This window comes from Methanofollis fontis (genome assembly GCF_004297185.1).
GTDB lineage: Archaea > Halobacteriota > Methanomicrobia > Methanomicrobiales > Methanofollaceae > Methanofollis > Methanofollis fontis.
This window is the reverse complement of the sequence record NZ_PGCL01000002.1, coordinates 329,885-344,651: the sequence shown is the minus strand read 5'-3', so window position 1 is coordinate 344,651 and position 14,767 is coordinate 329,885. Positions and strand designations below refer to the sequence as shown.

Annotated in this window: 15 protein-coding genes; 3 read left to right on the top strand and 12 right to left on the bottom strand. The window is 58.0% G+C overall.

The annotated features are described in order from the left end of the window. The first annotated feature begins 397 nt into the window (after window positions 1-397). On the top strand, window positions 398-1,201 hold the full coding sequence (locus tag CUJ86_RS05455) for a class I SAM-dependent methyltransferase (protein WP_130646549.1): 804 nt from the start codon (window positions 398-400) through the stop codon (window positions 1,199-1,201). Between the two features lie 2 nt (window positions 1,202-1,203). On the opposite strand, the gene CUJ86_RS05450 is transcribed toward CUJ86_RS05455, so the two are convergent. Beyond that, on the bottom strand, window positions 1,204-2,640 hold the full coding sequence (locus CUJ86_RS05450; RefSeq protein ID WP_130646548.1) for a SulP family inorganic anion transporter: 1,437 nt from the start codon (window positions 2,638-2,640) through the stop codon (window positions 1,204-1,206). A gap of 250 nt (window positions 2,641-2,890) precedes the next feature. Here CUJ86_RS05450 and CUJ86_RS05445 point away from each other — a divergent pair, with 250 nt between their 5' ends. Further along, complete coding sequence (locus tag CUJ86_RS05445; protein WP_130646547.1) at window positions 2,891-3,316, top strand: universal stress protein; 426 nt, start codon at window positions 2,891-2,893, stop codon at window positions 3,314-3,316. Between the two features lie 60 nt (window positions 3,317-3,376). Here CUJ86_RS05445 and CUJ86_RS05440 read toward each other — a convergent pair whose 3' ends face one another. Continuing rightward, window positions 3,377-4,456 carry a GHMP family kinase ATP-binding protein gene (locus CUJ86_RS05440; protein WP_130646546.1) on the bottom strand — a complete coding sequence of 360 codons (1,080 nt, stop codon included), beginning with the start codon at window positions 4,454-4,456 and terminating at the stop codon, window positions 3,377-3,379. Window positions 4,457-4,465: 9 nt separating this feature from the next. Next, window positions 4,466-5,014 (bottom strand): ferredoxin domain-containing protein, encoded by a 549-nt coding sequence (locus CUJ86_RS05435; RefSeq protein WP_130646545.1) that lies wholly within the window; start codon window positions 5,012-5,014, stop codon window positions 4,466-4,468. 92 nt (window positions 5,015-5,106) lie between these two features. On the opposite strand from CUJ86_RS05435, the gene CUJ86_RS05430 reads away from it, so the two are divergent. Further along, a complete protein-coding gene (locus CUJ86_RS05430) occupies window positions 5,107-6,180 on the top strand; it encodes a radical SAM protein (RefSeq protein ID WP_130646544.1) in 1,074 nt (357 codons plus the stop codon). Window positions 6,181-6,231: 51 nt separating this feature from the next. Here the strand turns inward: CUJ86_RS05430 and CUJ86_RS05425 are convergent, their stop codons facing one another. The 9 genes from CUJ86_RS05425 to CUJ86_RS05385 all read right to left on the bottom strand — a co-directional run bounded on the left by CUJ86_RS05425 (window position 6,232) and on the right by CUJ86_RS05385 (window position 14,422). Continuing rightward, window positions 6,232-6,933: a glycosyltransferase gene (locus tag CUJ86_RS05425; RefSeq protein WP_130646543.1), complete on the bottom strand. Its 702-nt coding sequence runs from the start codon at window positions 6,931-6,933 to the stop codon at window positions 6,232-6,234. Beyond that, a complete protein-coding gene (locus CUJ86_RS05420) occupies window positions 6,930-7,904 on the bottom strand; it encodes a glycosyltransferase family 4 protein (protein ID WP_130646542.1) in 975 nt (324 codons plus the stop codon). The genes CUJ86_RS05425 and CUJ86_RS05420 overlap by 4 nt, the downstream gene beginning before the upstream one ends. Further along, on the bottom strand, window positions 7,901-9,214 hold the full coding sequence (locus tag CUJ86_RS05415; RefSeq protein WP_130646541.1) for a protoporphyrinogen/coproporphyrinogen oxidase: 1,314 nt from the start codon (window positions 9,212-9,214) through the stop codon (window positions 7,901-7,903). The genes CUJ86_RS05420 and CUJ86_RS05415 overlap by 4 nt, the downstream gene beginning before the upstream one ends. A gap of 283 nt (window positions 9,215-9,497) precedes the next feature. Then, window positions 9,498-9,881 (bottom strand): 4Fe-4S binding protein, encoded by a 384-nt coding sequence (locus tag CUJ86_RS05410; protein ID WP_130646540.1) that lies wholly within the window; start codon window positions 9,879-9,881, stop codon window positions 9,498-9,500. 7 nt (window positions 9,882-9,888) lie between these two features. Then, on the bottom strand, window positions 9,889-10,968 hold the full coding sequence (locus CUJ86_RS05405) for a hydrogenase large subunit (protein WP_130646539.1): 1,080 nt from the start codon (window positions 10,966-10,968) through the stop codon (window positions 9,889-9,891). Further along, complete coding sequence (locus CUJ86_RS05400; protein ID WP_130646538.1) at window positions 10,953-11,333, bottom strand: NADH-quinone oxidoreductase subunit C; 381 nt, start codon at window positions 11,331-11,333, stop codon at window positions 10,953-10,955. Before CUJ86_RS05400 ends, CUJ86_RS05405 begins: the two co-directional genes overlap by 16 nt. Continuing rightward, on the bottom strand, window positions 11,330-11,773 hold the full coding sequence (locus CUJ86_RS05395) for an NADH-quinone oxidoreductase subunit B family protein (RefSeq protein WP_130646537.1): 444 nt from the start codon (window positions 11,771-11,773) through the stop codon (window positions 11,330-11,332). The genes CUJ86_RS05400 and CUJ86_RS05395 overlap by 4 nt, the downstream gene beginning before the upstream one ends. A 4-nt stretch (window positions 11,774-11,777) precedes the next feature. After that, entirely contained in the window at window positions 11,778-12,638 is an 861-nt protein-coding gene (locus tag CUJ86_RS05390) for a respiratory chain complex I subunit 1 family protein (protein ID WP_130646536.1), read from the bottom strand. Beyond that, window positions 12,635-14,422 carry an NADH-quinone oxidoreductase subunit 5 family protein gene (locus CUJ86_RS05385; protein ID WP_328590949.1) on the bottom strand — a complete coding sequence of 596 codons (1,788 nt, stop codon included), beginning with the start codon at window positions 14,420-14,422 and terminating at the stop codon, window positions 12,635-12,637. Before CUJ86_RS05385 ends, CUJ86_RS05390 begins: the two co-directional genes overlap by 4 nt. Window positions 14,423-14,767 lie beyond the last annotated feature (345 nt).

Below are 14,767 nucleotides of genomic sequence, written 5' to 3'. Positions count from 1 at the left end.
CTCAAGCCTCACGATCCATCAGCGGGGGGATCAAAACAGATCACATGCAGATGTATCGGCACCTGAAGGTCTGAATGTCAGTATTAAAAAGTAACGAATTAGGCTGGTAAAATCGGCTCAAAAACCCACATATTGGGATTTTAAACATAAATTTTATTTTAAATCCATTTATGACATTAAGAACCATCGCAAACTATAATTTATGCATTGAGTTTATAATGAACCAGCCTGACAGCACACTTCAGAGCGCCAATACGGCACAAAAACACAAAATAAAGAAATATATGGCATTAATTCACCAAAAATGTGCAAATAGCAACTCAATGACAATCGATGAGAGCATCTTCACCCCCTCATAACGGCGCCCATTTTACCCCGGACCGCCAACAGATACGGCATGCGTCTGAAGGATGCGCTCAGGGAAACCATCCCGGCAGATGACCTCAAACTGCTCAATAGCGGATATACGGTCATCGGCGACATCGCGGTTATCCAGATCTCAGAACCGCTCCAGCCTTTCAGGCACGAGATCGCCGAAGCAATCTGCTCCGCCAACCATGCCGTGCGGCGGGTGATCCAGAAGAGGTCGAAACTGGAGGGCGAGTGGAGGGTGGCGCATCTCGAACACCTGGTCGGAGAGGGGAGTCTGACCCTCCACCACGAGTTCGGTTTCACCTACCGCCTCGACCTTGCGGAGGTGTTTTTCAACCCCCGCCTGGCAAGCGAACGGATGCGGGTGGCGGCAGAGGTGCGGAGCGGCGAACGGGTGTTCATCCCGTTCTGCGGGGTCGGTCCCTTTGCCGTGCCTGCAGCGGCAAAAGGGGCGGATGTTGTCGGTATAGAGTTGAATCCAGATGCATGCCGATGGTTTATTGAGAATATCCGCCTGAACCGTGTCGCCGATCGCGTCCAGATCATCAGGGGGGATGTCCGCCGCCTTCCGCTGTGTTCGGAGGGGGGATTCGACCGTGCGATCGTCCCCACCCCTTACGGACTGGACACATGCTTTCCCTATTGTGCCCGGATGGTCCGCAACGGAGGGACGGTCCACTTCTATACCTTCAGGACGCCGGAGGAGATCGAGGGACTGACAGCACATTTCAGGTCGGAGGGGTATGATGTGCGTTCGACGAGGCGGTGCGGGAATGTGGCGCCGGGTGTGAGCAGATGGGTGTTCGATCTGGTGAAAAAGCCAGAATAAACTCAAGAATAGGCCTGATCCACCAGACGCTGGCTATCCTCGTCGAGGCCGGTGATATACACCCTCTTCCCATTCTGCCGGTATCTGGTGATCGCCTTCACGATGCCGGTGACTGCAGAATGGTCCCAGACATGCGAATTGCGGAGATCGATCTCTATTCTCCCGGGGTCTCCAGCATAATCGAAGAGGTCGATGAAACTCTGCATCGTCCCGAAGAAGAGCTGTCCGGATATCGTATAGACCTTCACCCCGTCCTCCCTGATGAGGCTCGTGCTCCGGAGGGTCGATATCTTCCAGCCAAAGATCAGTGCACTCAGGACGACCCCCGTAATCACACCCTTAGCCAGGTCATGAGTCGCAACAACGATGGCAACCGTGATCAGCATCACCGCCGCATCGCTCCCGGGCATCTTCCTCAGGTCCCTGACCGACTGCCAGTCAAAGGTCCCGATGGCGACCGTGATCATGACTCCCACCAGTACGGCCATCGGTATCCTGCTCACATATTCGCCAAGGACGATGATCAGCGCCATCAAGAAAACTCCGGCCGCACCGGATGACAATCGACCCCTTCCGCCCGATTTGATATTGATCACCGACTGACCGATCATGGCGCACCCGGCCATACCCCCGAAGAACCCGGCCGCAATATTCGCACACCCCTGACCGCGGACCTCCCGGTTCTTATCACTCCGGGTATCGGTCATCTCGTCAACAATGGTGGCGGTGAGCAGGGACTCAAGCAGCCCCACAATGACAAGTGTGACCGAATAGGGCAGGATGATCAGCAGGGTTTCCAGACTGAGGGGAACAGTGGGGATATGGAATACAGGGAGTTGACGACTGATCTCCCCGATATCCCCGACGGTCAGCAGGTCAGGAGTGGTCAACAGAACAATCCCGGTCATCAGTACGATTGCCACAAGGGGAGCAGGTACCACCCGCGTGAACCTTGGAAGGAGATAGATGATGGCAAGGGTTGCTGCGACCATCATATAGGTCAGTCCCGACTGTCCGATGACAAAGGGCACCTGTGCAAGAAAGATCAGGATGGCCAGCGAATTGACAAAACCGATAACCACGGAATAGGGTATGAAGGTGATAAACCGACCGACATTCATATAGCCCAGAACAAACTGAAGAACGCCTGTCAGCAGCGTTGCCGCGAGCAGATATTCGAGGCCGAAATCCCTCACGAGCACGATCATGATCAGCGCCATCGACCCGGTGGCAGCAGAGATCATCCCGGGTCTGCCGCCGGTAACGGCGATCACAACGGCAATACAAAAAGATGCATAGAGCCCGACCATCGGATCGACGCCGGCGATGATGGAAAATGCAATCGCTTCAGGAATCAGGGCGAGCGAAACAGTCAGTCCGGCAAGAAGATCACCCCGCAAATTTGAGAACCACTCTTCCCCGATGCTTTGAATATTCAATCACGTTCCTCCGGGTGCCACTCCGGACTGTCCGAATGCACCGTTTTGCATGGTCTGGCAGCGTTGTAATCAGGAGCATATAATGCTTGGGAGAATACCAATCCACAACACATACAAACTCAGGAGTGAAAACTGCGGGGATAACAGACCTGACAGATCCTCGAGGAGAGTCCGGCGGACACCCGTATCCATCGGCATTGCAGGATCTCCTGGTCCGGACAGGCCAGATGCCACACCAGCGGTGATGATGATGTACGAGAGAATTATTCTTGCAACAGACGGTTCAGAAAATGCACAAAGGGCAACAGAATCAACCATTGGACTTGTTAAAGAACTGAAAAGTGCATCGGTCACCATCGTCCACATTCTGCTCTCCGCCCCCTCCGAGTCGGAGATTGTCAGGGCAAAATTTGATCTTCACCATCTTCTCGAAGAAGAGGCGCGACGGACGATCCAGACAACGATTCAACGGTTTGAAGAGGAAGGGATACCCTACAGTCTTGTCGTTGCCCTTGGAGACCCGGCATCAGAAATCATCAGATACGCCGAAAAAGAGGGCGCAGGCCTGATCGTGATCGGCAGCAGGGGACTGACCGCACTGAAAGGCGCACTCATCGGCAGCGTCAGTCAGAAGGTTGCGCAGAGTGCGGAGTGCCCGGTCATGATCGTCAGGTAGACACACCGTCATGGCAATGGGGACATGGAACTGAAGGTTTTAGAGGGACGGTCAGAGGAATCATTCCCCCTGAAGCCCCACCCTGATCCCATCATTGTCGACCGCGGTCGAAAGGGCAATCGAGAGACCGAGACCTTCGGCGATCGTCCGGACCTCGTCCTCGGATTTTTCTGTAATAACAGCAATCGACGGTCCGACCGAACTCATGCCGACAAATTCCAGTCCGGCATTCCGCAGACCGCTCATCATCGCATAGATAGTGAAGGAATGATGTTCGATCTCGGCACGCTTGGAACCCCGGAACTCAAACTCCCACATCACATCGCCGGCACGCCGGAGGTCTCCCCGTTCGAGGGCCGGGATCAGGTCCATCACTGCCATATAGGTCTTCAGGGAACGGTCCCGATAATCGAGGTCACGGGCACGGTTCATCAGCACGTTGAACTCCGATGTTCCGGCAGAGGAGATCCCGCTGGACGGGATGATGATGAACACATTCTTTCCCACGGCAAACGCCCTTTTATAGACCAGCGTGAGGTCGTCACCCATGAGCACAAAACCGCCATAGGTGCTCACTGAGGGCCCGACACCGGTCTCAAATCCGAACGCGACCCGATCATCCGCCGTCTCCTCAATAAAATTCCTCCCGACAAGGATACGGATCTCCTCGGGTGTGAGCGGCGAACCCACGGCAGCATTCATCGCATGGCAGACGGCAACAAGAATCGTGCCGGTCGAACCGAGTCCGACATGCCTGTAGTGGTGGTCCTGCGCAGTTATATGAAATCCGCCATTATATCCGACCGTACAGCGGAACGCCTCGACGATATGCCGGATAATGGAAACCCGACCATATTCGATGGTGATCTTATCGCCAGTACACGCCGCCGTGGCGGTGCAGTAGACCCCGACCGCATACCCGAAACCGCCCCCGCCCGGTTGCCCGGGTGCAAACCGGTTCATGTCAAGAACGGTGGCATGGATACGGGCAGGCGCCCGTGCAATGAAGGTTCCGTGCTGCGGGAGTGGTCTCAGTTCCCGTTCAATGGTGAGAGGGCGGACGTTCTCGCCGGCACTGAATGATTCGAATTCGTACTCGACAAGGTCAAGATCGCCGCCCCGGATCTTCATCATTGGCATGGTCTGTTCCTATGTGCGGTCAAAGAAGATATTCTTCCCTGATGCCTTGAGCGGGATGGCATAGACGACGCTGCACCCCTCCATCATGCCAAGGCAGAGGGCGCCGACACCCCCGGAGTAGAGGATCCGGTTGTCCACATTGTGGATGGAGGCTGTTTTTGCCGCCGAACCCACCGCAATCCCGAGATCGGTCATCCTGATCACGCAGTTCGGACCTGAGAAGGGAGCGGTCCCCTCCACAGCGCACGATACCGCTGACGCCATCTCTGCACACGTCGGATACCCACAACCCCCACAGTTGATCCCGGCGGTTACCTGCCCGCGGCACCCGATCAGCACACAGGCATCTGATTGTTCGACACATTTTGCATCCCTGATGAAAAAACCAAGGTTGTTGCACTCACCGTATTCGCGCATCGCAGCTGCAAGTCGGGAGAGATCCGTGGCGATGAGGATCTCGATATGGATGGTGTCCACCCCTTTTCCCTTCGGCGCCGTCCGGGCGGAGAGCGCCATCAGAGAGGCGACGGTCTGCACCGCCTCATATTCAGGTGTCATGGATGAGTGTTCTGCCGGCCCAAAGATATATTCTCTCACTTTCGCGGTGCGGATCGAAGGATTATCTGTCAGGCAGACCAACCGCGAAAATCATGTCCACTGCCCGAACCCTGACCACCCTGATGGAGGCAGCGGCATTCGATATCGCCACACCCGGCGAAAACGTGCTCCAGGGCCCGTCCGGTGTTTCATACAGCAGGAGGGGAGGGAAATGCAACCGACTCCTCAAGGTGCTTCTCCACGGCGGATGCGCTTATGACTGCGGCTACTGCGGCATCAGGACAAAGCGACGGTGCAGCCTTGAACCCAAACGACTGGCCGAATCTTTCCTCTCGATGCACCGCCAGGGAAAGGCGGACGGACTCTTTCTCTCGTCCGGGATACCGGGAGATGTGGACCAGGTGATGGAGGGGATCATCAGGACGGGAGAGATCCTGAGGGCGAGGGGATTTGAGGGCTACCTCCACCTGAAGGTGCTCCCTGGCGCCGCACGGACCGACATCACCGATGCGGCGCGGCTGGCCGACCGGATCTCGATCAACCTTGAGGCGCCCTCGGCCTCACGCCTCTCCGAGATCGCCGGGGTGAAAGATTTCAGGCAGGACATCGAGAAGAGGCAGGCATGGGTGGCCGATGCCATGCCCGGAAGGCACACCACCCAGATCGTCGTTGGGGCGGCAGGCGAGAGCGATGCAGAGATCCTGCGATGTATGGACCGGCAGTACAGGCACCTGCGAACATCAAGGGTCTATTATTCAGCGTTCACCCCGCTGGCGGGAACACCCCTCCAGGAGCATGATCCCACTCCCTCCTGGCGCCAGAACCGCCTCTACCAGGCCGATGCCCTGGTGAGGGCATATGGCTGGCGGGCAGACGCCATTGCAGATGTGCTGGACGAGGAGGGCAACCTCCCGGACGCCGACCCCAAGGCCCTTCTTGCACGGGGAATGCCGCCCCTCGATGTCAATACCGCCTCCTATGGCGATCTCCTGCGGGTGCCGGGCATCGGACCCCGGGGGGCCCGCCGGATTCTCATCGCCCGGAAGATGAGACCGATACTGACGGAGAACGACCTGCGGCAGTGCGGCGTGGTGAGAAAGGAGGCATTACATCACCTGATATTGGGAGACAGAGAAATGCAGACATCCCTTTCAGCCTTCCTGTAAATTAAAAACGTGATGGAGGGAACAATTCTGTTCCACCATCAGGAGCAGGATTTACTTATATTCACGCTTCGAGTACGAGTATTTGTCTGATTCGCCGCCCTTCACCACGATATAGATCCATTCCCAGAGCGATTTCAGGGTGCCGAACTGTTCATAACGGCGCATGGAAAAACCGACTTTCAGCCGGGTGTCGAGCACCACCCTCCCGACACGACGGGCCCGCCGGGCGATCTCCAGGTCGTCACCGGCATCGATGGTATGGTACATCCCGATCTCCATGAAGGCCTCACGCCTGAAGGCGGTGTTGCAGCCCAGGGTGTAATAGACCGAGTGCGTCCAGTAGCCCAGGCGGGAGAAGAGATTTGCCGCCCAGAGTGAGAGCATGTTCTTGATCCCCTTCTCCTTCGGGAAGACCAGGCCATAGATCTGGACGGCATCGGGGTGATCGGCAAAGTCCCGCTCGATCCGCTCCAGCCAATCGGGGGGGAGGTAACAGTCGGCATCGGTGGTGGCGATGATCTCGCCCTTCGCCGCCATGGCACCGTCGTTTCTCGCTCCCCCGACCTTTTTGCTCGTCTGGACAAAGACCTGATCGGCATATTTCGCCGCAATCTCACGCGACCCATCCTTTGAGTTGCCGTCCACGACGATGATCTCGTAGGCAGTACGGGGGAGGGTCTGGTTGCAGAGCGACTCCAGGCAGGAGGCGATGTTCTCCTCCTCGTTGTAGGTCGGGACAATGACCGATATCACGGGATCAGCTCCTGATAGAGATGCACATGCAGGTCGGCCACTCTCCCGATATCGAAGCGCTCGGTGAAGGGGCGGGAGAGGGCGGCATGCTGCCTGATGAGGGGTTCATCCTCCACGATCGCACCGGCCTGATCGAGATTTTCAAAGAAGAGTGCGGCACCGTCGAAGTTCTCGATAAATTCAGGGATGGTGCGGGCGAGCACCGGGATGCCGCTCGCCATCGATTCCAGGATGACCATGGGCAGCCCCTCGGCAAAGGAGGGCATGAAGAAGAGGTCGGCGCTGCAGTAAGCGGCCGTGATGTCCTCGACAAAACCGGTGAAAACGACGTTTGTGCCGCATCCGCTCTTCTCCTCCTCGATCCTCCTGTAGTCCTTGGAGAAGGAGCCGTACGGGAACCCACCAACCCAGACAAACCTGATATCGGGATGCTCCTTTGAGAGCTCGATGAAATCGTAGATACCCTTCCTGGGGGTCTGCTGGGCGACGGTAAGCACCACCCGCTCCTCCTCGCCGATGCCGTAGTGTCTGCGAAACGACGCCCGCTTTTCGGCGTCCGGCCTGAAACGGTTGCGGTCCACGCCGTTCGGGATGAGGGTCGTCGGCACCTCAGGGGCCATCTCGCGCACTTCCCGCTCATTGGGCCCGGATATGGTGATGATGTGGTCGAATCCCTGATAGATACCCGGATAAAAGTGATTGACCGTCTCGGAAAAGGCCAGGTTGCCTTCATTGAGGCGAGGAGTGGAATGGGCGGTGAGGATCTTGACCCCGCGGCTGTACCTCTTGTTCATCAGGGCCAGGGGGCCGAAGGTATGGTAGTGGACGAGATCATGGTCATGGGAGAGCGAGTTCCAGGAGAGGTCCAGATACCCGTTCTCCCTCAGTTTCCGGCAGAGCATTCGGGCGAGGGTGGAACAGCCGATATACTTGAAAAAAAGCATATCCTCGACAAAAAAGTTCACCTTCATCTCGACGCACCGACGTAATCAAGGGCATGGCGGATACATCCGTCCATGTTCAGGTACTCAAATTCCGAAAACCGGCCGACAAGGTCGATCCCCTCATCCCGACACCATTCCCTGACGACCCGGATGTTCTCCAGGTAGGCGGTGTCATAGATGACATAGGCATACTGCTGCCTCTCGACGGCGGTGTGCACGACCTCTTCCTGATCCCCGAGCACCCCCATCCGGATCAGCCCCTGGATGGTGTGGTCGATGAGGGCCTGATCGCTCATGGTCTCGGCGGGATCGCCCTCCCGGTAGGTGATCTCGGCAAGCACCGATGTGCATCCCGCAGGGGCGTTTGTGTCGCTGTATCCAGATGGGAACGAGATGCGGTTGAACTCCCCGATCTCCTCTGAGGGGACATAGACCCACGAATACGGCGGCACCTCTCCCCTGATGCCGATGCAGACACAGGCGACCGAGTTGTAGCGGAGCGCAGAGCAGGCGCGGGAAACCTCATCCGGTACACCGGCAAGGCAGGGGAGGAGCGACTGCAGGGGGATGGTGCTGATGCACCGGTCGGCCCTGACCTCCTCCTCACCGTTCCCGATGACCCATCCCCCGTCCATTCTCCTGACCGAGCGGACCGTGAAGCCGGTCCGGATAGAGTCCTCGATGGGTGCGGCGATCGCCTGGACAAGCGCCTCGATACCCCCCTCCTGCGGATAGGAAAAGACCGATTGATGGGTGTAGCCCTCGGTCTCGATCCCGATGGCAGAGCGGATCACGTCCTCCACCGGCGGACGCGGCACCCGTCCCTCCATCCAGTGCGCCGACATCTCCTCGGGGGGGCAGTTCCAGATCTTCCGGTTGTAGGGCACCATATAGCACTCGGCAATGCCGCGGCCAAAGGTGGCATAGATCCAGTCTCTGAAGTTGCCGGGTGCGTCGACCTCGCCCTTCTCGACGGCGATGAGGTTGTGAATGAACTCGTTGATGCAGAAGAAGCGGTCCTCGTCGGGCAGATCGGAGAGGCCGTTTTCAAACGGGTACTTCACATACCTCCCCTTATAGAAGATCTTCGTCGTACGGTGGCGTTCGGTCCGGTTCTGCCCGAGCACCCCCTTCATGAAGGAGAGCACCTCCTCGTCCCTGGAGAAGATGATATGCGATCCGCCGGTGTCGAAGGTGAAGCCGCCGGCGATCCGGGACCGGCAGAGACCGCCGTATTCTGTGCCGGCCTCGAGGACCACCACTTCCTCGCCCCGTTCAGAGAGCAGGCGTGCAAGGGTCACTCCGGTCAGCCCGCCGCCCAGTATCGCCGTTTTCACGGCATATAGGTATGCCGTGGTCTCATTTATGGTTGTTGTTTCCCCTCAAAACAGGGCGGTTCAGGGCATCTGGCGCTCGAATTGATCTCACCCCCTGATCGTCCGGCACTTCCGGGAAAAGAGGAGGGAGGCGCCCCTGCCGGTCCACCCCATCGAAATGAAGGATGACCGGAGGGAGAGCGATGCCTCTCCAAACTACTGATTATTTCAATAGCCAGCAGATGGTCGGTCAGCTCCAGAAGACCGCAATGCAGAAAACGTTAAAAAAAGGGAGAGGATCGGATCAGGACGACTCTTCTTTCTTTGGGGGACGTTCGGGCTTCACATAGGTGATATGCACCAGCTCGCGCCCCTCGTGGACGGTGACGGCCGGGGTGTATTCGGTCTCCATCGTCAGGCAGTGGACCGGGCAGACCTCCACGCAGCAGTTGCAGACATGACAGCGGAGACGGTCGATCTCCCAGGTCTTCTCCTCGCGGACGACGCAGATGGCGTCCGCCGGGCACTTGCGCATGCACATCCCGCAGGAGATGCAGCGGGAGGGGTCGATTGTCACATGCCCGCGGGAGATCGGGGTCTTCTTTGCGGGTTCCGCAGGGTAGCGGATGGTCGCCGGTCCGCGGATGACCGATTTCACCACCGTCTTTGCCATCTCAAAGTATGCCATCCTCAGATCACCTCTCACAGCAGCCGATGCAGGGGTCGATCGAGAGCACGATCACCGGCACATCAGCGAGGTCACAGCCCTCCAGCATCTTCACCATCGGCGGGATGTTCGTTATCGTGGGTGTGCGCACCCGGTGGCGGGCGAGGTTGCGGGTGCCGTTCCCCTTCACATAGTGGACCACCTCGCCGCGCGGCTGTTCGGCGCGGGCGAAATACTCCCCGTCCGGTTTCCCGGTCACCTTTACCTCTATGGGGCCGTCCGGAATCTTCTGCACCGCCTCCTTCACCAGGTCGATCGAGGTGAAGAGCTCCTTCACCCGCACCGCACAGCGGGCATAACAGTCGCAACTCTCCTCGACCACTGGCTTGAAATGGAGGCGGTCGTAGGCGGCATACCCGTCCATGCGCACGTCCGAGGCCACGCCGCTCCCCCGGATCACCGGTCCGACGGCGCCGAGTTCGTAGGCATCCTCCTTCGAGAGCATCCCCACACCACAGAGACGGGACTTCACCGAGGAGTCGTTGAGGAAGACATCGGCCATCGCCGAGAACTCGCCCCGGATCCCCTCCAGCCCGGCGGCCATATTGTCCAGTTTCTCGGAATCGATATCGCGCCTCACGCCGCCGACCTTGGCGGTGCCCTGAATGACGCGCCCGCCGGTCGTCGCCTCGAGTTCGTCCAGGATAAACTCCCGGAGACGCCAGGCGTCCATGAACAGATTCTCAAAGCCCATACCATCGGCGAAGAGCCCGAGCCAGAGCAGGTGGGAGTGCATCCTGGAGTATTCCGACCAGATCACCCGCAGAAACTCCGCCCGCTCCGGGATCTCGACGTTCATCACCGCCTCGACACCCTGGCAGTAGGTCGAACCGTGGATGAAGCTGCAGATCCCGCAGATCCGCTCGGCGATATAGACGTATTCCGGATACTCCCGCTTCTCGACCAGGGTCTCGAGGCCGCGGTGGATATAGCCGATGGACGGCAGGGCCTCCTTGACCTTCTCGTCCTCGATGACCAGGTCCAGGTGGATCGGTTCGGGGAGCACCGGGTGCTGGGGGCCGAAGGGCACGACTATTTCTTTTGACATTTCTCCACCCCCTTGAAGGTGACATTGCTGAACGGATACTTCACCGCCGTTTTCAGCAGGTTCCCGTTATAGTCGATATTCATGCCGCTGACCTCCACACCGAAGAAGTCGTGCATCTCGTTCTCATAGATGAACGCACCCCCATAGATCCCTGATATGCTCGGGACGACGGTGCCGGGCGGGATGATGATCCTGATAGTCTCGAACTGCCAGTCGAGATCGAAACAGTAGCTGATCTCAAAGCCCTCGTCAACCTTCGTGCAGCTCATCTGGACGAGACGGTAGCCCCGGTCATAGTATGACTGCACCTGCGCCTGCAAATCGTCGAGGGTGCAGATGCTCAGGGGCTGCTCTTTTGGTATCATCTCTGTGCCTCCTGTTCTTTCATCTTCGTTCGTTTTTCCTCAAGGATGCCGAGCGCCTGCACGATCCCGTCGATGATCGACTCGGGCCGCGCCGCGCACCCCGGCACATAGACATCGACCGGTATCACCTGGTCGACGCCCCCTGCGATATTGTAGCATTCCCTGAACACGCCGCCCGAGGAGGCGCATATGCCGACCGCCACGACCACCCGCGGTTCAGGCATCTGGTTATAGATGTTCCTGACCACCTGCCGGTTCAGCTCGTTGATCCCACCGGTGATCACCAGCACGTCGGCATGCTTCGGATTGCCGGTGTTGATGATGCCGAAGCGCTCCACATCGTAGAGCGGGGTGAGGCATGCGAGCACCTCAATGTCGCAGCCATTGCAGCTGGATGCATCATAATGCAGCAGCCACGGTGATTTCTTCAGATATGCCATGCTCTCACACCCCCAGATAGAAGTAGTACAGAACTGCCAGGTTAAGGAACCCGAGGATTGCGGCAGCTCCCCACCCGCTCTTCATGGTCATCTCCCACTTCATCCTGGAGAAGGTGTTGTCGATGAAGATCTCCAGGAGATAGACGAGCGCGATGACGATGATCGCCAGCAGCGGATTGAACCCGAAGAACAGGTAAACGATCCCCAGCATCACCACGGTCTCGTACCAGTGGGCGATCTCGATCTTGCCGAGCGTCGCACCCGAGAACTCGGTGGTCAACCCCTTCACCAGCTCCTGGTGGGCATGGTGCGAGGTCGAGATGTCGAAGGGCGACTTTCTCAGTTTGATGGTCAGCACCGTCAGGAATCCCAGGAAGACACCTGGGAGGTAGAGGATCACCGGCACCGTCGATGCAGCGATATCGCTCACATAGAAACTCCCGGTGACCAGGTACAGCCCCACCGCCGTGAGGATGATCATCGGTTCATAGGCCATCAGGGCGATCAGCTCGCGCTCCGCCCCCAGATAACTGTAGGGGGAGTAGGCGGCATAGGCCCCGAGCACGATGAAGACATGTGCCAGGGTGAAGGCGAAGATCACGAGCAGCATGTCCCCTCCGGCAAAGAAGAGGGCGCCCGTCACCGCCATGAACACGAGGTACGAGAGGATGTAGTAGTTCTGCGAGGGCGTGACCGTCACATCCTCCTTCTCGAAGAGCTTTGCCACATCATAGAAGGGCTGCAGGATGGGCGGACCGACCCGGCCCTGCATGCGGGCGGTGATCTTCCGGTCGATCCCGGCGACCAGACCGCCGAGAACGGGTGCCAGGATCAGGTAGACCAGGGCGTTCAGAATGGACATCATAGTATCGCCCCCGCAAGGATCGCTACAGCAAGCAGGATCAAGAGGATGCAGAGCGGATCCCCTACCCTGAGCATCTTCTTCTCGCCGAAGAGATCGGCGAAATAGTAGTTCCGCGTGGTCATTATCCGTTCAATCCCGGCCGAACCGGTGAAATGCAGGTCGGGCGTCACCTCACGCCCGCCCATATATGCCGGCATCCGTTTGCCGTCCTTTGCATAGAAGAGCAGGGAAAACGGCAGCACCAGCAGAAGGGAGATCATCAGGGCCATGATGATGATGTTGTCCTGGGCAAGCCGCGCCGTCGCCCCGAAGACATCGAGGAGATAGGGCTCGATGAGCGCCCCTGAGATCAGCGGGAAGAACAGGGCGGCAATCACGGTCAGGGCCGTCAGACATGAGAGGACGACCCATTTCTGCCTGGAAATGGTGCTCTCGAGGCTTTCCCCGAAGGGGGTGACGGCGATGATCTTACCCATCCATTTTGTCCAGAAAAAGACCGTCAACGCACCACCGAAGGCCAGGATGGTGACGAAGACCAGACCAAAGGGCGTGTTGATGAACCCCTCGATCGCCGCCCACTTGGAGATCAGCATGCCGAAGGGTGCGAGGAACATGCCGGCCATGCCGATGAACATCATCACGGCGATACGCGGCAGACGGACAATCAGCCCGTCCATGTCCTCGATGTCCCTGCTGCCGGTGCGGTGCTCGACCGTTCCGACACAGAGGAAGAGAAGGGACTTGGCGACGGCATGGAAGATGATGAGCATGATGGCGGCCCAGACCAGCTGGGGCGTCCCGACGCTGGCGCATGCAACGATGAGCCCGAGGTTGGCGATGGTCGAGTAGGCGAGCACCTTCTTGGCATTGCTCTGCGAAATGGCGATGGCCGAGGCCACAAGGAAGGTCACGGCGCCGACGAATCCAATGGCCAGACCAGCAAGAGAGCCCAGGAACACCGGGGAAAAACGCACGATGATGTAGACACCGGCCTTGACCATGGTGCTGGAGTGGAGCAGGGCAGAGACAGGTGTCGGTGCCACCATCGCCCCCACAAGCCATGAGGAGAAGGGCATCTGCGCCGATTTGGTCAGGCCCGCAAAGGCGATCAGCACCGCCGGTACAATCGCCGCCGCCTGACCGGAGGTAATGAGGGTGTCAAGCTGGAGGAGACCGCCGGAGGGATCAACCGATGCGAGATAGATAATTGCACCCGCAAAGGCGATGCCGCCGAGGAGGTTCATCTTCAGCGCCAGGAAGGCATTGTTCGTGGCTTCCTCACTCTCGGAGTAGCCGATGAGCAGGAAGGATGCCAGTGTCGTGATCTCCCAGAAGAAGAAGATCCATGAGAGATTGTTCGAGAAGACGAGCCCGAACATCGCTGCAAGGAAGACAAAGGTGACGAAGAAGAAGAACCGCCGCCGGTCACGCACCTCGGGATGATGACCGTGGTAGGTGTCCATATACCGTGTCGCATACAGGGCGATGAGGCTCCCGATGATCCCGATGATCAGGGCCATGATGATGGAGAACTGGTCACAGAAGAGGTTGTTGACCGGTTCCATCCCATGCGACATGGTGAACTCGTACACCAGCATCATCGCCGATTGCACAAGGACAAGCAGAACAGCGAGATATTGTTTGAACCTGAATCCGAGGTACAGAAGCAGGAGTGCGATACCCATCTCGATGGCGAACATCACCTGAGCCGTGGGCTCAAAGGGGACGGCATAATAGACCGCCCCCCGTGCATACGAGGTGGCAAGGAGCCAGACAGATGCCACAGAGATGATCACTGCGGAGAGTGCGACGATTGCATGTCGTATCCGGTTATTCGATAGCAATAACAGGATGAATGCAATGATACACGGGAAGAGTATCAGGAATAACAGATCATTCACCCAAAATCCCTCATGTTACCAGTGGTTTTCGGGGTTTATTAACCATACGAAACCGGATCGCTATTGCCCTTCAATTCAGTGTATTTTTCAATTTCGGTCAGAAATTTTAACTATCATCCAGATCTGCCTGAAAATGGGGCCCTTACCCGGATTCTCCATGTTTGATCATGATGATTCCGCCGGCAGCAGGCGTAGAAGGGAGCGGTGCGCGCCGCCCCCTCACCACCG